General features: G+C 72.4%; 20 protein-coding genes, 1 pseudogene and 1 riboswitch. Of the genes and pseudogenes, 11 read left to right on the top strand and 10 right to left on the bottom strand.

What is annotated here, in order from left to right; all coding sequences use genetic code 11:
* The first annotated feature begins 50 nt into the window (after positions 1-50).
* From NFC98_RS04750 to NFC98_RS04735, 4 genes are read left to right on the top strand one after another with little or no spacing between them, the layout of a single operon-like run.
* A complete protein-coding gene (locus NFC98_RS04750) occupies positions 51-1,613 on the top strand; it encodes a glucan biosynthesis protein (protein WP_254276991.1) in 1,563 nt (520 codons plus the stop codon).
* Positions 1,585-3,507: a glucans biosynthesis glucosyltransferase MdoH gene (mdoH, locus tag NFC98_RS04745; RefSeq protein WP_254276990.1), complete on the top strand. Its 1,923-nt coding sequence runs from the start codon at positions 1,585-1,587 to the stop codon at positions 3,505-3,507. The genes NFC98_RS04750 and mdoH overlap by 29 nt, the downstream gene beginning before the upstream one ends.
* Positions 3,504-4,316 carry an FkbM family methyltransferase gene (locus NFC98_RS04740; protein WP_254276989.1) on the top strand — a complete coding sequence of 271 codons (813 nt, stop codon included), beginning with the start codon at positions 3,504-3,506 and terminating at the stop codon, positions 4,314-4,316. Before mdoH ends, NFC98_RS04740 begins: the two co-directional genes overlap by 4 nt.
* Positions 4,313-5,146, top strand: a complete 834-nt coding sequence (locus tag NFC98_RS04735; protein WP_254276988.1) for a creatininase family protein — start codon at positions 4,313-4,315, stop codon at positions 5,144-5,146. Before NFC98_RS04740 ends, NFC98_RS04735 begins: the two co-directional genes overlap by 4 nt.
* Before the next feature lie 17 nt (positions 5,147-5,163).
* On the opposite strand, the gene NFC98_RS04730 is transcribed toward NFC98_RS04735, so the two are convergent.
* Complete coding sequence (locus NFC98_RS04730; protein ID WP_254276987.1) at positions 5,164-6,285, bottom strand: GTP cyclohydrolase II; 1,122 nt, start codon at positions 6,283-6,285, stop codon at positions 5,164-5,166.
* 52 nt (positions 6,286-6,337) lie between these two features.
* Here NFC98_RS04730 and NFC98_RS04725 point away from each other — a divergent pair, with 52 nt between their 5' ends.
* Positions 6,338-7,213: a RibD family protein gene (locus tag NFC98_RS04725; protein WP_367948965.1), complete on the top strand. Its 876-nt coding sequence runs from the start codon at positions 6,338-6,340 to the stop codon at positions 7,211-7,213.
* A 66-nt stretch (positions 7,214-7,279) separates the two neighbouring features.
* Here the strand turns inward: NFC98_RS04725 and NFC98_RS04720 are convergent.
* The 5 genes and pseudogenes from NFC98_RS04720 to NFC98_RS04700 form a co-directional block, all read right to left on the bottom strand.
* Positions 7,280-8,146 (bottom strand): annotated as a pseudogene (locus NFC98_RS04720) (YbhN family protein); the annotation flags it as partial.
* Positions 8,147-8,148: 2 nt separating this feature from the next.
* Positions 8,149-9,072, bottom strand: a complete 924-nt coding sequence (locus tag NFC98_RS04715; protein WP_254276986.1) for a class I SAM-dependent methyltransferase — start codon at positions 9,070-9,072, stop codon at positions 8,149-8,151.
* Positions 9,069-10,175: a glycosyltransferase family 4 protein gene (locus NFC98_RS04710; protein WP_254276985.1), complete on the bottom strand. Its 1,107-nt coding sequence runs from the start codon at positions 10,173-10,175 to the stop codon at positions 9,069-9,071. Before NFC98_RS04710 ends, NFC98_RS04715 begins: the two co-directional genes overlap by 4 nt.
* Positions 10,175-10,573 carry a 6-carboxytetrahydropterin synthase gene (locus NFC98_RS04705; protein ID WP_183334441.1) on the bottom strand — a complete coding sequence of 133 codons (399 nt, stop codon included), beginning with the start codon at positions 10,571-10,573 and terminating at the stop codon, positions 10,175-10,177. Before NFC98_RS04705 ends, NFC98_RS04710 begins: the two co-directional genes overlap by 1 nt.
* A 45-nt stretch (positions 10,574-10,618) precedes the next feature.
* A complete protein-coding gene (locus NFC98_RS04700; protein WP_254276984.1) occupies positions 10,619-11,605 on the bottom strand; it encodes a zinc-binding alcohol dehydrogenase in 987 nt (328 codons plus the stop codon).
* Positions 11,606-11,858: 253 nt separating this feature from the next.
* Here NFC98_RS04700 and NFC98_RS04695 point away from each other — a divergent pair, with 253 nt between their 5' ends.
* The 4 genes from NFC98_RS04695 (at position 11,859) to NFC98_RS04680 (ending at position 17,560) form a co-directional block, all read left to right on the top strand.
* A complete protein-coding gene (locus tag NFC98_RS04695) occupies positions 11,859-12,569 on the top strand; it encodes a CDP-alcohol phosphatidyltransferase family protein (RefSeq protein WP_254276983.1) in 711 nt (236 codons plus the stop codon).
* A 232-nt stretch (positions 12,570-12,801) separates the two neighbouring features.
* A riboswitch (TPP riboswitch) is annotated at positions 12,802-12,939 on the top strand.
* A gap of 88 nt (positions 12,940-13,027) precedes the next feature.
* Entirely contained in the window at positions 13,028-13,696 is a 669-nt protein-coding gene (tenA, locus tag NFC98_RS04690) for a thiaminase II (protein ID WP_254276982.1), read from the top strand.
* Between the two features lie 62 nt (positions 13,697-13,758).
* On the top strand, positions 13,759-15,654 hold the full coding sequence (gene thiC, locus NFC98_RS04685) for a phosphomethylpyrimidine synthase ThiC (RefSeq protein WP_254276981.1): 1,896 nt from the start codon (positions 13,759-13,761) through the stop codon (positions 15,652-15,654).
* Between the two features lie 136 nt (positions 15,655-15,790).
* Positions 15,791-17,560 (top strand): sugar phosphorylase, encoded by a 1,770-nt coding sequence (locus tag NFC98_RS04680; protein ID WP_254276980.1) that lies wholly within the window; start codon positions 15,791-15,793, stop codon positions 17,558-17,560.
* Between the two features lie 43 nt (positions 17,561-17,603).
* Here NFC98_RS04680 and NFC98_RS04675 read toward each other — a convergent pair whose 3' ends face one another.
* The 4 genes from NFC98_RS04675 to NFC98_RS04660 all read right to left on the bottom strand — a co-directional run bounded on the left by NFC98_RS04675 (position 17,604) and on the right by NFC98_RS04660 (position 21,538).
* Positions 17,604-18,824 (bottom strand): glycosyl transferase, encoded by a 1,221-nt coding sequence (locus NFC98_RS04675; protein WP_254276979.1) that lies wholly within the window; start codon positions 18,822-18,824, stop codon positions 17,604-17,606.
* Positions 18,821-19,741: a mannosyl-3-phosphoglycerate phosphatase gene (locus NFC98_RS04670; protein ID WP_254276978.1), complete on the bottom strand. Its 921-nt coding sequence runs from the start codon at positions 19,739-19,741 to the stop codon at positions 18,821-18,823. Before NFC98_RS04670 ends, NFC98_RS04675 begins: the two co-directional genes overlap by 4 nt.
* A 214-nt stretch (positions 19,742-19,955) precedes the next feature.
* Positions 19,956-20,456, bottom strand: coding sequence for a porin family protein (locus NFC98_RS04665; protein ID WP_254276977.1), 501 nt, complete (start codon positions 20,454-20,456; stop codon positions 19,956-19,958).
* 149 nt (positions 20,457-20,605) lie between these two features.
* Positions 20,606-21,538: an EamA family transporter gene (locus NFC98_RS04660; RefSeq protein WP_254276976.1), complete on the bottom strand. Its 933-nt coding sequence runs from the start codon at positions 21,536-21,538 to the stop codon at positions 20,606-20,608.
* 134 nt (positions 21,539-21,672) lie between these two features.
* Between NFC98_RS04660 and NFC98_RS04655 the strand changes: the two genes are divergently transcribed.
* Both NFC98_RS04655 and pta read left to right on the top strand, forming a co-directional pair.
* On the top strand, positions 21,673-22,857 hold the full coding sequence (locus NFC98_RS04655; RefSeq protein WP_254276975.1) for an acetate/propionate family kinase: 1,185 nt from the start codon (positions 21,673-21,675) through the stop codon (positions 22,855-22,857).
* Positions 22,854-25,028 carry a phosphate acetyltransferase gene (gene pta / locus NFC98_RS04650; RefSeq protein ID WP_254276974.1) on the top strand — a complete coding sequence of 725 codons (2,175 nt, stop codon included), beginning with the start codon at positions 22,854-22,856 and terminating at the stop codon, positions 25,026-25,028. Before NFC98_RS04655 ends, pta begins: the two co-directional genes overlap by 4 nt.
* The last annotated feature ends 7 nt before the right edge of the window (positions 25,029-25,035 follow it).

Genomic DNA, 25,035 nt, shown 5'->3' with positions numbered 1-25,035 from the left:
CTGCAAGCGCGAGTCGGCAAGAACGCGCCAGCAAGCCCGGGAGAGACGCGATGCCCCTGAGACGACACCCCCGCCTGACGGCCTGCCTGGCCATGGCGCTGCTGCTGGCCCCGCCGGCCGCCGCCGCGACCGACCCGGGGGAGGTCGACGCCCTCTTCGCCACCGTCACCGAAAAGGCCGAGGCGCTGGCCGCTCGCCCCCACGACCCCGGCACGGGTGCGCTGCCCGAGGCGCTGCGCGACCTGGACTACGATACCTACCGGCAGATCCGCTTCCGCCCCGAGGCGGCCCTGTGGCGCGACGAGGGGCTCTTCTCGGTGCAGCTCTTCCACACCGGCTTCCTGTTCGAGTCGCCCGTCCAGCTGCACACGGTGGAGGACGGCGAGGTGACCGCGCTGGACTTCGACCCCGAGCGCTTCCGCTATGACGACGCGGCCGCCGAGCTGCCGGAGCGCGACCTCTCCGGCGCCGGCCACGCCGGCTTCCGCCTGCACTTTCCGCTCAATCGCGCCGAGTATCAGGACGAGTTCGCGGTCTTCCTCGGCGCCTCCTACTTCCGTCTGGTGGGCCGCGACCAGGGCTACGGCCTCTCCGCCCGGGGCCTGGCCATCGACACCGCCCTGCCCCGGGGCGAGGAGTTCCCGGCCTTCCGTGAATTCTGGCTGGTGAGGCCAGCCCCGGAGGCCACCCGCATGACGGTGCTGGCCCTGCTGGACAGCCCGTCGCTTGCCGGCGCCTACCGCTTCGACATCGCCCCGGGGCGCGATATCCAGGTGGAGGTGACCGCCCGGCTGTTCGCCCGCCGCGAAGTGGAGCGGCTCGGCGTGGCGCCGCTGACCAGCATGTTCGCCCACGGCGACACCACCCCCCGGGCCGTGGACGACCACCGCCCGGCGGTACACGACTCCGACGGCCTGCTGGTGCTCACCGGAGGCGGCGAATGGATCTGGCGGCCCCTCACCAACCCCCGCTCGCTGCGGGTCTCCTCGCTGCTCGACCACGACCCCGGTGGCTTCGGCCTGGCCCAGCGGGAGCGCGACTTCGGCCGCTACCTGGACCTGGAAGCCCGCTACGAGCGCCGTCCCAGCCAGTGGGTGGAGCCCCTGGCCCCCTGGGGCGCGGGCCGCGTGCAGCTGGTGGAGATCCCGGCGCCGGACGAGACCCACGACAACATCGTCGCCTTCTGGGTCAGCGATACGCCGCTTGCCGCCGGCGAGCACCGCGAGCTGCGCTACCGCACCCACACCTTCGGCGCCGAGCCCGCCGCGGCGGCACCGGCCCGGGTCATCCGCACCCGCCAGGGCTGGGGCGGCGTGCCCGGCGACCCCAGCCCGCCGCCGCGCAGCCGGCGCCACTTCATGGTCGATTTCGCCGGCGGAGAACTCGAGGGCCTCTCCCCCGACCAGCCGGTAGAGGCCGAGCTCACGGTGAGCCGCGGCGAGGTCCACCACCTGCAGGCCCGCCCCCTGCCGGACGGGCGCGGCTGGCGCGCCTCCTTCCGCCTCGACCCCGACGGCCGGCAGCCCAGCGACCTGCGCCTCCAATTGCGCTTACATGCAAAGACCATCAGCGAGACTTGGAACCATGTCTGGCATCCCGACGAGCAGCGCTAGGCTCGCCGCTCGCCGCGGACGCGAGGCCGGTGACCGGCTGCCCTGGCTGGCCACGCGTCGGGCGCTGTTTGCCATTCTCGTCGCCCTGACCACCCTGGTCGGCACCGGGCTGATGTGGCGCATCCTGCAGCCGGGGGGCTTCACGCCACTGCAGTGGGGCATCCTCGCGCTCTTCAGCGCAATATTTGCCTGGATCGCAGTGGGCTTCTGGACCGCCGTGGCCGGCTTCCTGCTGCTGCTCGGCGACCGCGACCCCCTGACCCTGGCCCGCCGCCCGCGGGTGGCGGTCGAACGCTCGCAGCCGATCACCCGGCGCACCGTGCTGGCCATGCCGATCCACAACGAGTGCCCCGAGCAGGTGGTCGCTGCCCTCTCGGCTACCGCCGAATCGCTGATTGCCACCGGCGAGGCACACCACTTCACGCTCTTCGTGCTCAGCGACACCACCGACCCGGCCATCGCCGCGGCGGAGGCCCACGCCATCGCTACACTGCAGCGACGTCTCGAGGGCCGCCAGGCCCTGCACTACCGGCGCCGCGCCGGCAACGCCGGGCGCAAGGCGGGCAACCTGGCGGAATTCTGCCGTCGCTGGGGGGCGGACTTCGACTTCATGGTGGTGCTGGACGCCGACAGCCGCATGGAGGGCGAGACGCTGCTGGGGCTGGTCCGCGCCCTGCAGGCGCGCCCCCGCGTAGCGCTGATCCAGACGGTGCCGCTGCCGGTGCGCCAGCGTACCCTGTACGGCCGCCTGGCCCAGTTCGCCGCCAGCCTCTACGCCCCCATGCTGGCCGCCGGCCAGAGCGCCTGGCAGGGCGACGCCGCCAACTACTGGGGTCACAACGCCATCCTGCGCCTGCGCGCCTTCATGGACCATGCCGGCCTGCCCCACCTGCCCGGCCGCCCGCCGCTGGGTGGCGAGATCTTGAGCCACGACTTCGTGGAGGCCGCGCTGCTGCGCCGCGCCGGCTGGGAGGTGCAGCTCGAGACGCGCCTGACCGGCAGCTTCGAGGAGATGCCCGGCAACCTGCTCGACTATGCCCGCCGCGACCGCCGCTGGACCCAGGGCAACCTGCAGCACCTGCGCCTGCTGGCGGCCCCGGGCCTGCACCCCTTGAGCCGGCTGCACTTCCTGCTCGGCGCCACCGCCTTCGTCTCTTCCCTGCTGTGGCTCGTCATCCTGCTGGCCGGCAGCCTGGACGCGGTGCTGATCGCCCGCAGCGAGCCCGCCTACTTCGGCAGCGGCGAGCAGCTCTTCCCCTTCTGGCCCCGGGCGCGGCCGGAACTGATCGCCGCCCTGCTGGCCATGACCGCCACCCTGCTGCTGTTGCCCAAGGGGCTGGGCCTGCTGCTCGCCCTGGGGCGGCGCGCCGCCGGCTACGGCGGGCGAGCGCGCCTGGTGATGAGCGCCCTGCTGGAGGGCCTCGCCGCCATCCTGCTGGCGCCGATCATGATGGCCTTCCACAGCGCCTTCGTGATCGGCGTGCTGACCGGCACCAGCGTCGAGTGGGGTGCCCAGCATCGCGAGGGGCGCGCCGTGCCCTGGCGGGCCGCGCTGCGCCACACCGCCCCCTTCGCCCTGCTCGGGGCGCTGTGGATCGCCCTGGTGACCTGGCAGGTACCGATGCTGGTTGCCTGGCTGGCACCGGTCTGGGTGGGCCTGGCGCTGGCGCCGCTGCTGGTACGCGCCAGCGGCAGCCGCCGCGCCGCCGCCTGGCTGGAGAGAGTCGGCCTGCTGCGCACCCCGGAGCCCCAGGCCCATGCCGGGCTGCTGGAAGCTCGCAGCGACCTCGCCGCCGGCGATGCGAGCGAGACCGAAACGCTGGCCCCTCGGCCACCGCCTCCCGAGTGCCCCGGAGAGATGCCCAGCCAACGCCTGCAGAGGGAACCTCGATGACGGCCCTATTCTCGCCGGCCCGCTGGCGCCAGGGCGTCGGCATCGCCCGCTCGCTGGTGATCTACTGGCGCCCCGGCCGGCAGCGCGCCCTGCGCCGCCTCTACGCCGACTTCCTCGGGCCGGGCGACCTGGCCTTCGACGTGGGCGCCCACCTGGGAGATCGCACCGCGGCCTTCCAGGCGCTGGGCGCCCGGGTGGTGGCCCTGGAGCCCCAGCCGGGGCTCTTCCGCTGGCTGGCGCGGCTGGTGGGCGGGCGCGCCGGGGTTACCCTGCTGCCCTGGGCCGCCGGCGCCGAACCCGGCGAGGCCGAGCTCGCGGTGAGCGAGGCCAACCCCACGGTCTCCACCCTGGCCCACGAATGGCGCACCACCATCGGGGCGCGCAATCCCGGCTTCCGGGACGTGCGCTGGGAGAGCCGCCGGCGCGTGGCGGTGACCACCCTGGACGCGCTGATCTCCGAGCACGGTACGCCGCGCTTCTGCAAGATCGACGTGGAGGGCTACGAGGCCGAGGTGCTGGCGGGGCTCTCCACGCCCCTGGCCGGGGTCTCGGTCGAGTTCGTGGCCGGCGCCCTGGAGGTGGCCGAGCGCTGCGTGACACGCCTGGCCGCGCTGGGCGACTATCGCTTCAACGTCATCGAGGGGGAGCGCCGGACGTTCCGCTGGCCCGAATGGCACCCGGCGGACGCCACCCTCGCCTGGCTCGCGCAGGGCGCCGACGGCCTCCCCTCCGGCGACCTCTACGCAAGGCTGGCCGCCCCGAGCGGGCCACCGCCCCCCGCCCCAACGATCGCGGAGCCGACCCCATGAGCCCCTCCCCCGCCGACACGCCGCCAGCCTTCCCTCGCTGGCAGGACCTGACGACCCCCGAGCTCGCCGCGCTGCCCCGGGAGAGCGTGGCGGTGATGGTGCTCGGCGCCATCGAGCAGCACGGCGCCCACCTGCCGCTCTCCACCGACCTCGACATCGGCGAGGGGCTGATGGCCGCCGCCCTGGCCAAGCTGCGGGCGGGCTTCCCGCTGGTGCAGCTGCCACCCCTGGCGGTGGGCGCCAGCGATGAGCACCTGAGTTTCCCCGGTACGCTCAGCCTCTCGCCGGAACTGGCCATCGCCACCCTGGAGGCCCACGGCGAGGCCGTGGCCCGGGCCGGGTTCCAGCGCCTGGTATGGCTCAACAGCCACGGCGGCAACAAGGCGGTGATGGACCTGGCCGCCCTGCGGCTGCGCCGCCGCCACGGCTTACTGGTGGTCAAGGTCCACTACACCCGCATGCCCCTGCCGGAGGGGGTGCCTGAGGCAATGCTGCCCGCCGAGGAGCTGCGCCACGGCCTGCACGGCGGGGCACTGGAGACCGCCCTGATGCGCCACCTGGCGCCGGAGAAGGTGCGCCTGGACCGGCTGGGACGCCCGATATCCCGGGGCAAGGCCATGGCCGACGAGGGCCAGCTGCTGGGGCCGGAGGGCGAGGCGGCCTTCGCCTGGCTGGCCGAGGACCTGCATCCGGACGGGGTGGTGGGCAACGCCGGGCTGGGCTCCGCCGAACTGGGCCGCCGCCTGGTCGATCACTACGCCGGGCGCATCGCCCGGATCCTGCAGGAGACCCGGGCGATGCGCCTGGAGCGGCCCCACGGCGGGCCCTGACGCCCCGTTTCGACGTCTCAGCGTCGCGCCCGGAACACCTCGTCGAGCAGGTGGCCGGCGCGGTCGGCCTTGGCGCTGAGATAGCGGTGGTTGTGGTCGTTGAGGGTGCCGTAGAGCGCCTGGCGCTCGACCACCTCGATGCCGCCCTCGGTCAGGGCCGCCATCTTCAGGGGGTTGTTGGTCATCAGCTGCACCCGGCGGATGCCCAGGGCATCCAGCATGTCCACCGCCACCCCGTAGCGCCGCTCGTCCTCGCCGAAGCCGAGGATCTGGTCGGCATCCAGGGTATCCAGTCCGCTGTCCTGGAGGGTGTAGGCGCGCAGCTTGTTGGCCAGGCCGATGCCGCGACCCTCCTGGGCCAGGTAGAGCAGCACCCCGCCGCCCAGCGCCTCGATCTCGGCCACGGCCTTGCGCAGCTGCTCGCCGCAGTCGCAGCGCAGACTGCCGAACAGGTCACCGGTGAGGCAGGCGGAGTGCAGGCGCAGCGGCACGGCCGACTCCAGGGCCGGATCACCGATCACCACCGCGACGTGCTCGCGCATCCCGTCGGGCTCGCGGAACAGGATAAAGCGGCAGTCATCGGCATCGGCCAGCGGGATCCGGGCCTCGCTGACTCGGCGCAGCATGCCGGCAGCACCCTCCAGGCAGCGTGCCGCCTGCTCGGCCTCCACCGCCAGCAGGGTGCCGTCGGCCACCGCTGCCGCCACCTCATCCCGCCGCGCCTCGGCGACCCGTGCCACCAGCGCCGAGGGAACCAGCAACGCCCGGCGCATCAATGCCAGGGCGGCCAGGTCCGCTACTTCTGCCGGCTGCAGGGCCGCGCGGCACGCCTCGAGCCGGGCCTGGCCGAGGCCCGCCACCGGCGCGGCCCCGTAGGCCAGGGCACCCAGGCGAGCCGTCACCTCCTCCGCGGGCAGCGGCAGGCGGGCCGCCCTGGTGGCCGGCTCCACCCCCAGGGCCGCCAGGCGATGCCGGCTCAGCACCAGCGCCGGCGTGGTGCCGGCCAGCTCATCCAGCCGCGAGACGGCCGCCTGGGCGGCTCCCTCGACGGCCTGGACCAGCACCCGGGACTCGCCGGCCAACAGCAGCACCGGCAACCCGCGTCGTAGATCGAAGATGGCCCGTTCAACCTGATGCATCGCTCTCTCCTGGTGGTATCGATGCGCTTTGCGTCCCGCCGGCGAACTGCGCATGATGGCAGTCAGCTCCCCGACAGGAGGCCCCATGGGCGCCACTGACCCGACGCTGTCTCTGTCCCTGGAAGAGGCCTGGCAGGCCCTCGTCCATGCCGCCCATCCCGGCGGCGACGGCACGCCGGTGGCCGGCCTGTCGCTCTCGCCGGCCGGCTGGCAGGCCGAACGCCCCGTCTCGCCCGAGGCCCGTGACCTGCTCGACTGCCTGGCGCCGCTGGCCACCCGCACCGGCCGGCTGGCCATCGCCCAGCTCGGCCAGAGCCTGGACGGGCGCATCGCCACCGAGAGCGGGCACTCCCACTACATCAACGGGCCGGAGAGCCTGGTGCACCTGCACCGGCTGCGCGCGCTGGTGGATGCCGTGGTGGTCGGCGCCGGCACCGCCAGCGAGGATGACCCCCAGCTCACGGTGCGCCACGTGGTGGGCCCCCACCCGGTCCGGGTGATCCTCGACCCCCGGGGCCGGGTGACGCCGGACCGGCGACTGCTGCACGACCCCGAGGCGCCGACCCTGCACCTGCACGGCGAGGGGGCGCCCCCGGAAGGCCCGGCGGGGCACCATGTGGAGCGCCTGGCGCTGCCGCGGGTCGCCGACGGCTTCGCCCCCGCCGCCGTGCTCGAGGCCCTGGCCGCCCGGGGGCTCGACCGGGTGCTGATCGAGGGCGGCGGCGTCACGGTGTCGCGCTTCCTCGAGGCCGGCGCGCTCCATCGGCTGCACCTGCTGGTGGCGCCGCTGCTGATCGGCTCCGGCCGGCCGGGGCTCTCGATGACGCCCATTGCCACCCTGGATGAGGCGCGCCGTCCCGTGTCGCGGACCTTCCGCTGCGGTGATGACACCCTCTTCGATCTCGACCTGGCCCCGCCCGTCGCCTGACCCGCCGCTCGCCGGGGCGGGGCGAGCCACCCGGTGCAGCAGCACCAGGCCGCCGGGCAGGCTGGCCACCAGCACCACGACCCCGTAGGCCATGGAGACCGCCACCCCCTGGGCCGGCGGCAGCCCCGCCAGTCCCCAGACCAGCGCGGCGGCTCCCTCGCGCACCCCCCAGCCGGCGAGCGACAGCGGGATCAGCATCGCCAGCAGCACCGGCGGCACCAGCGCCAGCAGGGTGGCAAACGGCAGCTCGACGCCGATCGCCCGGGCCGCGCAGACGAACACCAGGGCATAGCTGATCACCACCAGCAGCGACCCGGCGAGCTGCTTCGGCCACACCGAGGCGGCCAGCAGGCTGCGCCTGAGGTCGCCGCCGAGCCCCATCAGGGCCGCCGGGGGCCGCCGGGCCAGCTGCCAGCCCGCCGGGACCAGCAGCAGCACGGCGGCGACCCCGGCCGGCAGCCAGCCGGACGCCGCGACGCCCCTGGCAGCGCCTGCCAGCAGCTCGTGCCAGAGCGGCGAGGCGGCCAGCACCGCCAGGGTCAGCAGCACCATGGCCAGCTGCCCGGAGGCGCGCTCGATGATCACCGCCCGCCAGGCACCGCCGCGGCGGCCGCTATCGCGGGAGTGGCGCCAGGCCCGGGCGGCGTCGCCGGCCACCCCGCCCGGCAGCACCTGGTTGAGGAACAGCGCCAGGTAGTACTCCCGCAGGGCCCGGCGGAAGCCCAGCGAGAGCCCCAGCAGGCGGGCGGTGAGCCGCCAGCGCCAGGCGCTGAGGAGCAGGGGCGGCAGGGTCAGCGCCAGGGCCAGCAGGGCCCAGCCCGGCGAGAGCCGCTGCACCTGGGCGAGGATCGCCGCCGGCTCCAGCCACACGGCGAGCCCGACGAGCAGCGCCAGCCCCACCAGCGGGCGCAGCAGGCGACGGGTGCCGGACATGCTCAGGCGCCCCCGGCCGGCAGCGGCGGCAGCGCCAGCAGGTCGCGATGGCCCACGGTCAGCCCCAGCTCGCCCGCGGCGAGGCCGGCCAGCCGGCGCGATCGCCAGCGGAACAGACGCGCCTGCTCCTCCGGGGCCTGTGCCAGGGCGGCGTCGTACCAGCCCTGCACCAGCTGCTCGGCCAGCGGCAGCAGCTCGCGCTCGCCGGCGGCGAGGTGCCAGGGGGTGGCCGCACCCTCCACGCGATAGCCGGCCGTGGCCATGGCCGCGGCCAGCACGGCGGGGGCATCCCCCCCCAGGGCAGGGCCGAGCCCCTTGTCGCGGCGCTGATGGGCCTGGAACAGCGCGCGGACCGCGGCATCCTCGTCGTCCTCGAGTCGCTGGCCCGCCGCATCCAGGAAGGCCCAGTCGCCGTCCACGCTGAGGGTGAACAGCAGCGCCTGGTGACGACCGGCCGCGGCCGCCACCAGCGCCTCGGCCCAGGGACGGGAGACCAGGTCGAACAGCGCCGAGGCCACCACCAGGTCGGCCCCCGCCAGCAGGCCGTCATCCACCGGTGCGAGGTCCCGGCAGCAGGCCTCGAGGGTCAGCCGGGCGCCGGCCGGGTCGCGCAGGGTCGCGCCATGCCGGCGGGCCAGGGCGAGCAGCGCCGGGTCGTGGTCGACCAGCCGCCAGCGCTGGGGGCCAGGCAGCCGCGGCGCCAGGAAGCGCAGGTTGCTGCCGCTGCCGCAGCCCAGGTCGACGATGCCACGAGGGCAGCCAAGCGCGCCGGGCCGGGCGGCGAGCCAGTCGGCGGCCAGGCCGGTCAGGCAGTGGCTGCGCGAGCGGCCATCCAGCCACTCGCGACGTGAGAGCCAGTCGGCACTGAAGCGCTCCCGGGGAGAGGGGGTACCGGCGGGCAGCCGGTCGGTCTCGGGCGCATTCATCGCGATGTCTCCTCGGGGCGGTGATCGGCGGCAACGGCCGCCGAGGTCGGGTCGTCCAGGGCGGCCAGGAAGCGGTCGCCGGCCTGCTGCCAGTCGTCCAGGTCGCGACGGGCCTCCCGGGCGCCGCGGCGCAGCCGGCGACGCAGCTCGGCGTCATCGAGCCAGGCGGCCAGGGCGTCACCCAGGGCGACGGCATCGTCGGGGAGCACGGCCAGCCCGGCGGCCGGCGGCAGGGTGTCGACCAGGGCGCCACCGGTGGTGGTGAGCACCGGCAGGCCCCGGGCGAGCGCCTCGGTGACCACCATGCCGTAACCCTCGTAGCGCGAGGGCAGCACGAAGAGCTCCGCCCGGTGGTAGGCGGCGGCCAGCTCGGCGGCACTGCGCTCCCCGGCCCAGGCGATACGCCCTTCCAGCCCATGCCGTCGCGCGGCCTCCAGCAGCCGCTCGGCGTGGGCGGGATCCCGCTCGTGGCTGCCGATGGCCTCCAGGGTCCAGTCGCGGTCGCCGAGGCCGGCCAGCGCCTCCAGCAGCACGTCATGGCCCTTGCGCGGGATCAGGGTCGCCACGCAGAGCAGGCGCCGGGGCCCGGGGGACTCCAGGTCCAGGGCGCTGGACGCCAGCGGCGCCGGGTCGACGCCGGGCTCCACCACGCAGAGCCGCTCGGCCGCCACGCCGAAGCGGTGGAGGCCGCGGGCCGTCCAGCGGCTGGTGACGATGACGCGTCGCGCCAGGGCCAGGGCGCGGGTCTCGCTGTCGAGCAGCCGGTGGCGGGTTTCCTCGGGCAGGCCGGTCTCGTCGGCCAGCGGGTGGTGCACCAGGGCGATGATCGCCAGCCGATCGGCGTGGGGGGCGACCGCCTCGGGGAGCCCACCCATGGCGAGGCCGTCGATCACCACCCGGGCGCCGTCCGGCAGGGCCGCCAGCGCCCGGGCCAAGCCCTGCCGGGCCGTGTCGTCGGGCACGGGGAAGCGCCCCTCGAGCCCCACCACCTCGACGGCACGACCCCGGGCCCGCAGCGCCGAGACGATACGGGCGTCATAGACATAGCCGCCGGTGAGCTGGCCAGGGTCGCCGGCCACGATCAGGGTAAGCGTCTCCGCCATCACAGGGTGCCCTCGAAGCTCGCCCAGGCGATATGCGACTCGTGCAGGGTGACGGTCATCGCCTCGAGCCCGCCGGCCCCCTCTCCCAGGTGGCCGAGCTGGATCGACGTGGCCAGGCGCTCGAAGATCACCCGGGCCATGAACTCGGTGGTGGTGTTGCGCCCGTGGAACTCCGGCAGCTCGTCGAGATTCTGGAAGTTGAACTCGCCGAGCACCGCCTTGAGCGCTTCGCCCGCCAGGCCGATGTCCACCACCAGGTCGTGGTCGTCGAGCTCGCGGCGCTGGAAGGTGACGTCCACCACGTAGGTGGCGCCGTGGGTCCGCTGGGCGGGCCCGAACACGTCGCCGCGAAAGCTGTGGGCGATCATGAAGTGGTCGCGAACGGTGAGTCGGTACATGGCCGGGGCTCCAGTCGGTGGGACGTCGAATCGTTTGGGCGTCAATCAGTCGGGCGAGGCATAGCGCAGGCGGTGGCAGAGCACCTCCCCCGCGCCGGCGGCGAGCCGGGGCATCAGCACGGGCAGCTCATGGAAGTCGCTCTCGCCGCTGATCAGCGCATCGAGGCAAGGGTCGCGCAGCAGGTCCAGCGCCAGCGCCAGGCGACGGCGATGATCCCAGCGCGGCATGCGCTCGGCGGGCAGGCGACCCACCTGGCTGCCGATCAGCCGCAGCCGCCGGGAGTGGAAGGCCTCCCCCAGCGGCAGGCTCGCCTCGCGGTCACCGTACCAGCTCATCTCCACCACCCGCGCCTCGTCGCCGGCCAGCGTCAGGGCCTGGCGCAGCCCCTCGGGGTTGCCGCTGGCGTGGATCACCAGGTCGTTGTCGGCCGGCGCCCGGTCGGCCAGGCGGAACTCGACGCCCAGCGCCAGGGCGAGTTCCGCCCGCGCCGGCGAGACATCCACCAGGCAGACCCGGGTCCCCGGGATGGCCGCGCAGAGCCAGGCTACCAGGGCGCCCACCACGCCGGCCCCGATCACCGCGATGCGGTCGCCGACGCGCGGCTCGGCGTCCCAGCAGCCGTTGATCGCGGTCTCCATGTTGGCGGCGAGCACCGCCCGGGCGGCGGGCAGGCCCGCCGGCAGTGGCGTGACCATGGCGACGGGTACCACGTAGCGATCCTGATGCGGGTAGAGGCAGAACACCTCCCGGCCCAGCAGCTCGTCGGGGCCGGCCTCGACCACGCCCACGCTGACGTAGCCGTACTTCACCGGCCAGGGGAAGTCACCGGCCTGGAAGGGGGCGCGCATGCGCTGCCACTCGCTCTCGGGCACCCGCCCCTGGAACACCAGCGCCTCGGTGCCGCGGCTGACGGCGCCGAACCGCGCCTTGACCCTTACCTCCCCCTCGCCGGGGGCGGGCAGCGGCTCATCGCGCAGTTCACCGTGGCCCGGGGCCAGGGTCCAGAAGGCGGTGGCGGTGTCGACGGCCATGGGGTCTCCAGCAAGAGGGAACGGCAATACTTTTACAAGAATGGTACATTTACCACATTATGCACAACTTTAGCGATATCGGCGGTCCCCATCGCGGCCGACTGCTACGGTGATCACCATGGGCCCCTGAGGCTCAGCATAGCGGCAATGCCTCGCCACCATGGCGACCGACAACGGCGATCAACAACCCCCGGGAGCCCGCATGCCCTCTCCAGTCTCGTCCCCCACGCCTGTACCAGGGTCCGCCAAGACGATGCGGCCGTGGCGCCTGGCCCTTGAGCTGACCCTGGGAGGCGTCGTCCTGCTGGGGCTGCTGGGGCTGCTGGCGAGCCGGGCAGGCGCGGGCGCCGCTCCCTGGGTGGCGGCGCTGGCCCTGGCCAGCTACCTGGGCATGGCGGCCCTGCTGTGGCACGCCCTGCGGCGAGGGCCCCGGGTACGAACGGGGCTGGGCCCGGCCAACCGGGTCACCCTGGCGCGAGGCGTGCTGGTCGCCCTGCTGGCCGGCACCCTGGCCGACCCGGCCCTGCTGGCGGCCCGCGGGGAGTGGCTCTTCACCCTCGCGCTGGTGGCCCTGGCCCTAGACGGGGTGGACGGCTGGGTGGCCCGGCGCACCGCCAGCGCCAGCGCCGTGGGGGCCCGCTTCGACATGGAGCTCGACGCCTTCTTCACCCTGGTACTCTGCCTGGCGCTGCTGCAGCTGGAACGCGTCGGCCCCTGGGTGCTGGCCATCGGCGCCATGCGCTACGCCTTTGTCGCGGCGAGCTGGCGCTGGCCCTGGCTCGCCGCCGAACTGCCCGAGAGCCTGCGCCGCAAGGCGGTGTGCGTGTGGCAGGTGGCCGCGCTGATGCTCGCCCTGCTGCCGGCCATGTCCGACCTGCTCGCCACCTGGCTGGCCGCCACCGCCCTGGTGGGCCTCACCCTCTCCTTCGCCGTGGACGTGCGCTGGCTCTACCGCCACCGATGAATGGCAAGCCGTTTGAGCCTCCCGCAACACTCGAGGCTGTTCCGGCGACAGGTCCCGGAGCGCCGGACCGTCGATGGGGCGCTGTGAACCCCTCCCTGGGCGCTACCGATGCCATCCCTGGCATAGGACCCCCTCTTCGACCTGTCCCCGGCGCCTCTCGTTTGGGCAACCCGGACTATCCGCCGGTGCAGCCTCGGGGCTGGCAAATGCCTCCTGGCCTGCTAGAGTGGGCCTTCGCTTGACGGGGTGCCGGTGGAACCGGCTGAGATCGCCATACGACACGGCTTGTTCGCAATGAACTGTCGTCACGGCGGGGCCCGTTGAACCTGATCCGGCTAGTACCGGCGTAGGAATCAAGCGGTGGCCGCCCCTCGACTACCCCTGTGTAGCGCTCACTCCCAGGCCCCACCCCCTCCCTCGCCCGCACTCCGGATCATCACTCGTCTCCGGAGAAGATCATGGGCTACCGCTTCAGCGACCTCACCGCCGCCTGCCAGGACGACTGGCGGGCCTATATCGAGCACGACTTCGTGCGCGGCCTGGCCGACGGCACCCTCGAAGAGGGCGCCTTTCGCCACTACCTGAAGCAGGACTACCTGTTCCTGATCCACTTCGCCCGGGCCTATGCCCTGGCCGCCTACAAGAGCCGCACCCTCGCCGACCTGCGCCAGGCCTTTGATGGCCTCAAGGCCATCGTCGACCTGGAGCTGGGGCTCCACGTGGGCTACTGCCGGGAGTGGGGCATCAGCGAGGCGACGCTGGCCGAGCTGCCCGAGGCCCGCGCCACCATGGCCTATACCCGCTACGTGCTGGATACCGGCAACCGCGGCGACCTGCTCGACCTCCATGTGGCCCTGGCCCCTTGCCTCGTGGGCTACGGCGAGATCGCCGACTGGATCAACGCCCGCGCCGGGACGTTGCGCGGCGACGCCAACCCCTATGACGCCTGGATCGCCATGTACGAGAGCGAGGAGTTCCAGGCCGCTCGCCGCGCCGAGGAAGCCTGGCTCGATGCCCGCCTGGCCGACGTCACCCCGGCTCGCTTCGCCGAACTCACCCAGGTCTTCCGCGACGCCACCCGACTCGAGATCGACTTCTGGCAGATGGGGCTGGATCGCGCCCTCTAGCGCCGCCGCCCTGCCCCCTGACAACAACACCGACAACAACCGCCACCCCAAGGACTCTCGCCATGAGCAAGACCGCCCACTTCCTCGCCGAGACCGCCCGGGTCGACGAGGCCGCCATCCAGCCGCTGCCCGGCTCGCGCAAGGTCTACATCGAGGGCTCGCGCCCGGATATCCGCGTGCCCTTCCGCGAGATCTCGCTCTCGCCCACCAGGACCTCCGGCATGGGCCCGGATGAGGAGAACCCGCCGCTGCTGGTCTACGACACCTCCGGCCCCTATACCGATCCGAATGCCGAGATCGACCTGCGCCGCGGCCTGCCCGAGCTACGCCGTGCCTGGATCGAGGCACGGGGCGACACCGAGCTGCTCGACGGCCCCACCTCCGACTACGGCCGGCGTCGCGCCAACGACCCGACGCTTGCCAGGCTTCGCTTCGATCTGACCCGCACGCCCCGGCGCGCCAAGGAGGGGAAAAACGTCACCCAGCTGCACTACGCCCGCCAGGGGATCATCACCCCGGAGATGGAATTCATCGCCATCCGCGAGAACCAGCGGCGACAAGCCCTGGGCACCGCGGAAGTCGAGCGGATCCTGGGCCACCAGCACCCGGGCCAGGGCTTCGGCGCCCGGCTGGTTGATGAGATCACCCCGGAGTTCGTGCGCGCCGAAGTGGCCGCCGGCCGGGCCATCATCCCCTGCAACATCAACCACCCGGAATCCGAGCCGATGATCATCGGCCGCAACTTCCTGGTGAAGATCAACGGCAATCTGGGCAACTCGGCGGTCACCTCCTCCATCGAGGATGAAGTCGACAAGATGACCTGGGGCATCCGCTGGGGCTCGGATACCATCATGGATCTCTCCACCGGGCAGAACATCCACGAGACCCGCGAGTGGATCATTCGCAACGCCCCGGTGCCCATCGGCACCGTGCCCATCTACCAGGCGCTGGAGAAGGTCAAGGGCGTGGCCGAGGATCTCACCTGGGAGGTGTTCCGCGACACCCTGATCGAGCAGGCCGAGCAGGGGGTGGACTACTTCACCATCCACGCCGGGGTGCTGCTGCGCTATGTGCCGCTCACCGCCAAGCGGGTCACCGGCATCGTCTCCCGGGGCGGCTCCATCATGGCCAAGTGGTGCCTCTACCATCACCGGGAGAGCTTCCTCTACACCCACTTCGAGGAGATCTGCGAGATCTGCAAGCGCTATGACGTGGCCTTCTCGCTGGGTGACGGCCTGCGCCCGGGCTCGGTGGCCGACGCCAACGACGAGGCCCAGTTCGCCGAGCTGGAGACCCTGGGTGAGCTGACCCATATCGCCTGGAAGCACGATGTCCAGGTGATGATCGAGGGGCCGGGCCATGTGCCGATGCACCTGATCAAGGAGAACATGGACAAGCAGCTCGAGGCGTGCCACGAGGCGCCCTTCTATACGCTCGGCCCGCTGACCACCGACATCGCCCCGGGCTACGACCACATCACCTCCGGCATTGGTGCTGCCATGATCGGCTGGTTCGGCTGCGCCATGCTCTGCTACGTGACCCCCAAGGAGCACCTGGGCTTGCCCAACAAGGACGACGTCAAGACCGGCATCATCACCTACAAGATCGCCGCCCACGCCGCGGACCTCGCCAAGGGCCACCCGGCCGCCCAGCGCCGCGACAATGCGCTTTCCAAGGCGCGCTTCGAGTTCCGCTGGGAGGACCAGTTCAACCTCGGCCTGGACCCGGACACCGCCCGCGAGTACCACGACGAGACCCTGCCCAAGGACTCCGCCAAGGTGGCCCACTTCTGCTCCATGTGCGGCCCCAAATTCTGCTCCATGAAGATCAGCCAGGAGGTGCGCGACTATGCCCGAGACAACGGCCTCGACGGCGATCAGCAGGCGGTGATGAAGGGCATGGAAGAGCAGGCGGAGAAGTTCCGCGACACCGGCAGCCAGCTCTACCAGGAGGTCTAGGCCGCGGCGCATCTCCGCCCGCAAGGGATACCTGAACGTTCACGCCGGCCCCCGGGCCGGCGTGTTGCATCAGCGGATGCCGTCAGGCTGGCACGGGCCCTGCATGGGTTAGGGGTTGTCACGAGGAGACCCGGCCATGTCCGACCGCCCGACCTTCACCCCCTCCGTCGCCGTCCCGCTGGAAGCCGAGGCCTTCAGCCGCCGCGCCCACGGCCACCTGGCCTTCCTCTACGGCCCGCGCGCCGACGAGGTGCTGCGGCGGCTGCTGACCCTGCTGGCCCACCAGGCCCCGCCCTCCCCTGGTGAAGGCGATGCGCCACTCTGGAGCGAGCGCGACCAGTGGCTGATCAGCTATGGCGACAGCCTGCTGGAGGGCGAGCGAGCGCCCCTGGAGGTGCTGGACGACTTCCTGGAAGCGCGCCTGGCGGAAACCTTCAGCGGCGTGCACCTGCTGCCCTTCTTCCCCTGGAGCAGCGACGACGGCTTCTCGGTGATCCACTACCGAGAGGTCTCCCCCGACCTGGGCGACTGGTCCCATGTTCGCGCCCTGGCCGGGCGGCGCGACCTGGCGGTGGACCTGGTGCTCAACCACGTCTCCCGGGAGTCGCTGTGGTTCGTCGACTACCTCTCCGGCAGCCAGCCGGGGCGGGACTACTTCATCGAGATGGACCCGGAGACCGACCTCTCGGCGGTGGTGCGGCCGCGCAGCTCGCCGCTGCTGGTCAAGGTGCCGACCCGGCGCGGCCCCCGACACCTCTGGGCGACCTTCTCCGAGGACCAGATCGACCTGAACTTCGCCAACCCCGACGTGCTGCTGGAGTTCATCGGGATCCTGCTCTACTACCTCAACCAGGGCGCCCGGGTGATCCGACTGGACGCCATCGCCTACCTGTGGAAGGCCGTCGGCACCCCCTGCATCCACCTGCCACAGACCCACGAGGTCGTGCGGCTGCTGCGCGCGGTGGTGGACCACGTGGCGCCGGGCACCCTGCTGCTCACCGAGACCAACGTGCCCCACCGGGAGAACCTCAGCTACCTGGGTTTAGAACGTCTCCCCGCTCCCCCCGACGAGGCACACCTGGTCTATCAGTTCCCGCTGCCGCCGCTGCTGCTGCACACCCTGACCAGCGGCGAGGCGGGCACGCTGGCGGCCTGGCTGCGCAGCCTGCCGACCCTGCCCCCCGGCTGCAGCTTTCTCAACTTCACCGCCAGCCACGACGGCATCGGCGTACGCCCGCTGGAGGGCTGGCTGCCCCAGCACGAGATCGATGCGCTGCTGGAGCTGATGCACCGCTTCGGCGGCTTCGTCAGCATGCGCACCCGGGACGACGGCAGCGACAGCCCCTACGAGATCAACATCACCTGGTTCGACGCCATGAAGGGCACCCGTCGCGGCCCGGACCCCTGGCAGATGCAGCGCTTCCTGTGCGGTCAGCAGCTGATGCTCGGCCTGCGCGGTATCCCGGCGCTCTACTTCCACGTGCTGACCGGCACCCTGAACGACCTTGAGGGGGTGGAGCGCAGCGGACGCCTGCGTTCCATCAACCGGCGCCGCTGGCAGCGCGATGAGCTGGAGCTGCTGCTGGACAGCCCCGACACGCCGACGAGGATGGTCTTCGAGGCGCTGACCCGGCGCCTGGCGGTCCGACGTGGCGAGCCCTGCTTCCACCCGGACGCCCCCCAGCGGGTGCTGGAGACGCCGCCGGAGCTGCTGGTGCTGGAGCGCGGCCCGCTGCCCGACGGGCGCCGCCTGCTGGCGGTCCACAACGTTACCGACGCCCCCCAGCCGCTGACGCTTCCGGCCCTCGGCCAGGGGGCGTGGTTCGACCTGCTGGAGGAGGCCCCCTGGACGCCGGTGGAGAGCCTGGCGCCCTATCGCTGCCTGTGGCTGGTGCAGAAGCCCTGAGCGATAGCAGAATCCGCTCGAGGCTATTCCGGCGACAGGCCTGCTACACCTCGCCGCGGTTGTCGGCCTCCACGGCGTCGTGGAGGCGTTCCGGCAGGTCGGGAATCGCCGAGCGCACCCGGTTCCAGCTGGGGATGAAGGGCCGCTCGCCGGGATTGTCGAGGAAGGCGCTGCCGGCCTCGAGCAGGTTGGCGGCGAACAGTTCCACGGCCCGCTCCTCGGCATGGCGATCCAGGGAGAGGCCGTTCATCACCGCGTCGTGGTCGTAGGCCTCGATCAGGTCCAGGGCCAGCCGGTAGTAGGTCGCCTTGAGGGTGCGGAAGCCCTCGGCGCTGAAGGTCACCCCCTGGGTGGCCAGCTTGCGGTAGAGCGCCTTGGCGATGTCCAGGCTCATGCGGTTGAGCCCGGCGGAGGCGTCCTCCTCCGAGACCGGCTGGTGCTTGTGGTCGTAGGCGTCGGCCAGGTCCACCTGGCAGAGCCGCTTGGTGGAGTAGTTGCGATGCACCTCGGAGAGCACGCCGACCTCCAGGCCCCAGTCGGCGGGTATGCGGATGCCGTCGAGCACCTCGGCGCGCATGGAGAACTCCCCGGAGAGCGGGTAGCGGTAGCTGTCCAGGTACTCCAGGTAGGGCAGCGGCCCGTGGATGCGCTTGAGCGCCCGCAGCAGCGGCGTGACCATCAGCCGGGACACTCGGCCGTTGAGCCGCCCGTCGGCGATGCGCGGGTAGTAGCCCTTGCAGAACTCGTAGTTGAAGTGGGGGTGGGCCACCGGATAGAAGAGCCGCGCCAGCAGGCCACGCTCGTAGGTGAGGATGTCGCAGTCGTGGAGCGCCACCACGGCGCCGCGCCCGGAGGCCTGGACGAAGCCGGCGCAGAACCAGACGTTGCGCCCCTTGCCCGGCTGCTGGGGCGAGAGCCCCTGGGCGTCCAGCTCCTCGTCCAGGGCGCGCAGCCGCGGGCCGTCGTTCCAGAGGATGCGATGGTGCTGCGGCAGCCGGCCGAAGAACTCCCGGGCACGCAGGAACTGCTCGCGGTCGGCCCGGTCCAGCCCGATCACCACCTCGGCGAGGTAGGGCACCCGGCGGAGCTCCTCGACGATCGCCTCGAGGGCGGGCCCTTCCAGCTCGGAGTAGAGCGAGGGCAGGATCAGGCTCATCGGGCGGCGACGCGAGAAGCGCACCAGGTCCGCCTCCAGGGAGTCCACCGGGCGCCGGGTCAGGTTGTGGAAGTCGGTGATGATGCCGTTCTGGTGGAAGTCGCTCATGCGCTCGCCTCCTCGGTGGCTGCCTCACGGGCCGAGACCCCCGCCGGACTCAGCCGGCGGTCGGCTCGCCCCCACCAGTAGGCCACCCCCTCGGCCCAGCCGGCGGGGCCGGTCGCCTCGCTGCGATAGAGCGCCGGCTGGGCCGGCTCCACCGGCAGGCCGTGGCAGCCGCGGATCACCACCGCCTGGTCCACCGCCTCGAGCATGGCGATGTCGTTGGGCCCGTCGCCCAGCGCCAGGGTCAGCGGGCGGCGGCCGCGCAGCGCCTGGTAGCGCTCCACCAGCCACGCCACCGCGCTGCCCTTATGGGACTCGCCGGTGACGTGCCAGAAGCGCCCGCCGCGCACCAGCTGCAGGCCGTCGCCGGCCAGTCCCGCACGGAAGGCCTCGAGGGCGGCCTCGTCGTCCTGCCACACCAGCGGCTCGCTGCCCTCGCGCATCCGCGCCAGGCGGGCCTCGGGCTCGGGCAGGCCGGTGAAGGCGACGAGCTCGTCGAGGGCCATCTCGCTCATGGTGGTGAAGCGCACGCCCAGCCGCGCCTGCCACACCGCCAGGCGCTTGCGCACGAAGCCGATGTCCACCCCCAGGGTGCGAATGGCCAGGCCGTCGGGACCCGGGCGGTCGATGCGGGCATGGCACCAGGCCGGCGGCAGGCCGACCACGGCGCCGTTCTCGGCGATGAAGGGGGTGTCGGTCAGTCCCATGGCCTGGCGCAGCGGCACGATCTCGCTGCGGGTCTTGCTGGTCACCGGGATCACCGGCACCCCGAGCTGCCGGAGGCGGGCCAGCCAGGGCCGGGCGGGGGACCAGTCATAGCTGTGGTGGTCGAGCAGCGAGCCATCCAGGTCGGTGAACAGCAGTCGCGGCGTCAGGGCCGCATCGAAGCCGGCATCCGGCGTGGTCGGTGAAACGGTCATGGCAGCTCCCGAGGCATGAGGGTCACTCAAGTCCTTGCACAAGGCGTGCCATGCCGGCCCGGTCGCGTAACAGGCGCGGATCGCATGTCGCTGTCATGCTCGAGACTGTTCGGGATTACGCACGCACCACTTCAGTGCTTTTCAGGGCACCAAAAAAGCGCACCCCGAGGCGAAATGCCTCGGGGTGCCGTGAGCCGCGGGTCGAGGTCGCGGGTCAGAAGCTGTAGCGCACGCCGACGCTGGCGGCGTCGAAGGTGTAGTTCGACTCGTCCAGATAGCGCATGTAGTCGGCGCCCAGCGCCAGGTTGGGGGCCACGTCGAACTCGGCACCCGCGCCGTAGGAGAAGCCGCTCTCGCGGTCGATGTCGAAATCCACCTCGGTGAAGCCGGCCAGGCCGTAGAGGCGGAACTCCTGGGAGATGGGCAGGATGCCCTTGCCATAGGCACCGATCAGGGAGTCGAGCTCCACGGCGCCGTCGGAGCCGCCGCCACCCAGGTGCGCCTCGACGGCGAAGTAGTCGTTGAACTGCATGCCGCCGTTCAGGCGCAGGCCGACGCTGTCACGGCTGGAACCGTTGTCGGGATTGACCTCCCAGAACATGGCGTCGCCGCCGATGTAGGGCTGGGGGTAGAAGGCCTGCTGGGCCTGGGCGGTGGTGACCGCACCGGCGGCGAACAGGGCGGCGGTCGTCGCAGCGAGGGTGAGACGTTTCATGGCGTCCTCCTTATTAATGAACACCGTTTCCTAACATCCCGAAGTGTGGCCCCCACCCCACCAAAGATCAAGGGAACAATGTGCAAATCTGCGCTACGCCGCGTCGCGGAGAGGCGACAGCATCGCCCGTGAGTCGGGAGGGCGGCGACTCAGGCCCGCCGCGAGAACCCCAGCACCAGGATGCCCGCCACCACGATGCCGCCACCCGCCAGCTGCACCGGGGTGAGCGCCTGGCCGAGGATCAGGTAGCCCAGCACCAGGGCGGCCACCGGCTCCATGTTCATGGCCGGGGCGTTGCGCGCCATGTCCAGGCGCGGCACGCAGATGAACAGCGTCGAGAAGGCCACCGCATAGCAGAGCCCCAGGGCGGCAAGCCCCACCCAGCCGGGCGCGGAGGCCGGCAGCGCCATACCGCCGGGCACCAGCCCCAGGCCGCCGGCCACCAGCATCGCCACCAGCACCGTGAACATGGTCAGCAGGGTGCGCAGGGTGCTGCCCACCTCGGCGAGCCGATGCTCGGTGATCCACAGCGCACAGGAGAAGGCGCTGGCGGCGGCCAGGCCGAAGGCCACCCCGGCGAGCCAGCCGGGTCCCATGGCGTCGGGGCCGGCCAGCCAGGCGGGCACATCCAGCACCACCACCAGGCCGACCAGGATCACCCCCATGATCAGCGCCGCGCGAAGCGTCGGCCGGGGTCCGCCCAGGGCCCAGGTGAGCAGCGCCAGCTGGATCGGCAGGGTGTTCATCAGCAGCAGCGCCACCACCACCGGGATCCGCGCCACCGCCGAATAGAGGCAGAGGCTCTGCACCGCCACCAGCAGGCCCACCGCGAGCTGCCAGGGCCGCGTGCCCGGCGGCAGCGCCAGCCGCTTGCGCTGCACCGCCACCAGCACGGCCAGTATCGCCAGCGCCACCCCGGAGCGCACCAGGATCGCCAGCAGCAGCCCGGTGCCCTCGTCGAAGGCGACCCGGGCCGCCACGTGGTTGGCGGCGAACAGCGTCGCCAGGCCGCCCATCAGCAGCAGGGCAAGGGGGCGGGGATAGGGCATCGGGGCCGCCGAGGCGGCACGAGGGGTCGACATGTCACAGCGTCCGTGCAGGATGGGAGGTCGCCGGGGAAGACGGCGCCCGACCATGATCGGCATCAAGGCCGGGAGACGCCACTCGCCCCGCCTCATGGTAGACTAAAGTCCAATCTCTCGACCGAGGAGTGTCGATGAACGACCCGGTGCTGGTGATCAACTGCGGTTCCTCCTCCATCAAGTATGCGCTGGTGTCGGCGGACCCCGACCAGCCCCGGCTGGCCGGCCTGGCCGAACGCCTGGGCAGCAGCGACGCGCGCCTGGCGGGCATCGACAGCCGCGGCGAGCGCTTCCAGCGGGCGCTGGCCGGCGACGGCCACATCCAGGCCCTGGAGGCGATCCTCGACAGCCTCGAGGGCCACCGCCCCGTCGCCGTGGGGCACCGGGTCGTCCACGGCGGCGAGCGCTTCACCCGGGCCGCGCGGATCGACGATGAGGTGGTGGCGGCCATCGAGGCCACCGCCGCCCTCGCCCCGCTGCACAACCCGGCCAACCTGGAGGGCGTGGCGGCGACCCGCCAGCTGTTCCCCGAGCTGCCCCAGGTGGCCGTCTTCGACACCGCCTTCCACCAGAGCCTGCCCCCGCGCGCCTATCGCTACGCCCTGCCCGAGGCGCTCTACCGCGAGCACGGCATCCGCCGCTACGGCTTCCACGGCACCAGCCACGCCTGCGTGAGCGCCCGCGCCGACGCCCTCGCGGGCCGCCGCGGCGGCTGGCTGACCGCCCACCTGGGCAACGGCTGCTCCACCGCGGCGGTGTGGGAGGGCAGGAGCCTCGACACCAGCATGGGCCTGACCCCGCTGGAGGGGCTGGTCATGGGCACCCGCAGCGGCGACGTGGACCCCGGGCTGCACGCCCACCTGGCGCGCCAGCTCGACTGGAGCCTCGAGCGCATCGACGAGGTGCTCAACCGCGGCAGCGGCCTGCTGGGCCTCTCCGGGCTGACCAACGACATGCGCGAGCTGGAGGCCGCCGCCGACGAGGGCCATGCCGGCGCCCGGCTGGCCATCGAGGTGTTCTGCTACCGCATCGCCAAGTCCCTGGCCGCCCTCTCCTGCGCCCTGCCCCGGCTCGACGGCATCGTCTTCACCGGCGGCATCGGCGAGAACTCGCCGCGGGTGCGCGAGCGGGTGGTGGACCACCTCCCCCACTTCGGCCTGGGCCTCGACGGCCCCGCCAATGCCGAGACCGTGCGCGGCCGCGAGGGCCGCATCGACACCCGGGCCCCGGACCGCCCCGCCCTGTGGGTGATCCCCACCGACGAGGAGGGCCGCATCGCCGACGAGACCCGCCAGCTGCTGGGAGAGACCGCCCGATGACACCCCGCGAACCCCGCCACGAACCCCAGGTGCTGCTGCTGGTCCCCACCGGCGAGGGCGCCGGCCTCACCTCCGCCTGCCTGGGCCTGATCCAGGCGCTGGACACCATCGGCCTCAAGGCCGGCTTCCTCAAGCCGCTGCGCCAGGACGAGCTCAATGGTCCGGGGCCGGACCGCTCCTGTGCCCTGGTCAGCAGCACCCTCGGGCTGCACCCCCCCGCGCCGATCCCCCAGGCCGAGATGGAGCGCCTGCTGCGCGAGGACCGCCTGGACGTGCTGATGGAGCAGGTGGTCGAGCTCCAGGACCGCGCCCTGTCCACCGCCGGCGATGGCATGCCGGAACTGCTGGTGATGGAGGGGCTGGTGCCGACGCGCCACGCCAGCTATGCCACCCAGGTCAACGCCCAGCTGGCCCACGCCCTCAATGCCCGCATCATCCTGGTGGGCAGCGGCGACCTGGCCGAACCCCAGGCGCTGGCCGAGCAGCTCGACATGCACGCCCGCGCCTTCGGCGGCATCGGCTCGGCCCGCACCCTGGGCTGCATCCTGATGCGCCTGCACAACCTGCCCGGGGGCGGCGATGACAGCGGCCTCGCCGCGGGCACGGCGGCCCCGACGCTGGACGAGCCGCTGCTCGCCGAACTGCGTCGCCACTCGCCGGCGCTGGCCACCGACCGCTTCCACGTCATCGGCATGGTGCCCTATGCCCCGGCACTCTCGGCCCCCAGGGTGCTGGACGTGGCCCGCGCCCTGGGCGCCACCGTGCTCAACGAGGGCGAACCCGAGCGCCGGGTGCTCTCTACCAGTCTCTGCGCGCGCAGCGCGTCCAATGCCCTGCACATCTTCAAGCCCGGCAGCCTGGTGGTGGCCTCGGGGGATCGCGACGACGTGGTGCTGGCCTCGGCGCTGGCCACCATGAACGGCGTGCCGCTGGCCGGCGTGCTGCTGACCAACGGCTTCCTGCCCGGCGAGAACATGATCGAGATGTGCCGGCCGGCGCTGAAGACCGGGCTGCCGGTGATCAGCGTGGAGACCGACAGCTTCACCACTGCCAAGAACCTCGGCCAGATGGGCAACGACATCCCCATGGACGATCTGGAGCGCGCCGAGCGCGTGGCCAACTTCGTCGCCGCCCATATCGACCTGCAGTGGCTCAAGGACCACCTGAGCCGCGGCTATACCCGGCGCCTGTCGCCCTCGGCCTTTCGCCACCAGCTGGTCAAGCTGGCCCAGCAGGCCGACAGGCGGATCATCCTGCCGGAGGGCGCCGAGCCGCGCACCGTGGAGGCCGCGGCCATCTGTCAGCGCCGCGGCCTGGCCCGCTGCGTGCTGCTCGGCAAGCGCGAGGAGATCGAGGAAGTCGCCCGCCAGCGCGGCATCGCGCTGCCGGAGGGGCTCGAGATCATCGACCCGGACCACATCCGCGAGCGCTACGTGGCTCCCATGGTGGAGCGGCGCACCGGCAAGGTGAACGCGCTGACCGCCGAGGCGCAGCTCCATGACAACGTGGTGCTCGGCACCATGATGCTGCAGCTCGACGAGGTGGACGGCCTGGTCTCCGGCGCCATCCACACCACCGCCAACACCGTGCGCCCGGCCTTCCAGCTGATCAAGACCGCGCCGGGCTACCGCCAGGTGTCGTCGATCTTCTTCATGCTGCTGCCCGAGCAGGTGGTGGTCTACGGCGACTGCGCGGTGAACCCCGACCCGGACGCCGAGGCCCTGGCCGAGATCGCCATCCAGAGCGCCCGCTCCGCCCAGGCCTTCGGCATCGAGCCGCGGGTGGCGATGATCAGCTATTCCACCGGCGAGTCCGGCGGTGGCGCCGACGTGGAGAAGGTGCGCCAGGCCACCCGCCTGGCCCGGGAGCAGGCCCCGGACCTCTTGATCGACGGACCGCTGCAGTACGACGCCGCCGCCATCGAGAGCGTGGGCCGCCAGAAGGCCCCGGACTCCCCGGTGGCCGGGCGCGCCACGGTGTTCGTCTTCCCCGACCTCAACACCGGCAACACCACCTACAAGGCGGTGCAGCGCAGCGCCCGGGTGGTCAGCGTCGGCCCCATGCTGCAGGGCCTCAACAAGCCGGTGAACGACCTCTCCCGCGGGGCACTGGTCGACGACATCGTCTACACCATCGCCCTGACCGCCATCCAGGCCGCCCAGCGCGGCTGAGCGGGGT

The organism is Halomonas sp. 3H (genome assembly GCF_024206005.1).
Lineage (GTDB): Bacteria > Pseudomonadota > Gammaproteobacteria > Pseudomonadales > Halomonadaceae > Halomonas > Halomonas campaniensis.
The sequence above is the reverse complement of the archived record's forward strand: the minus strand, read 5'-3'. Positions and strand labels throughout refer to the sequence as shown.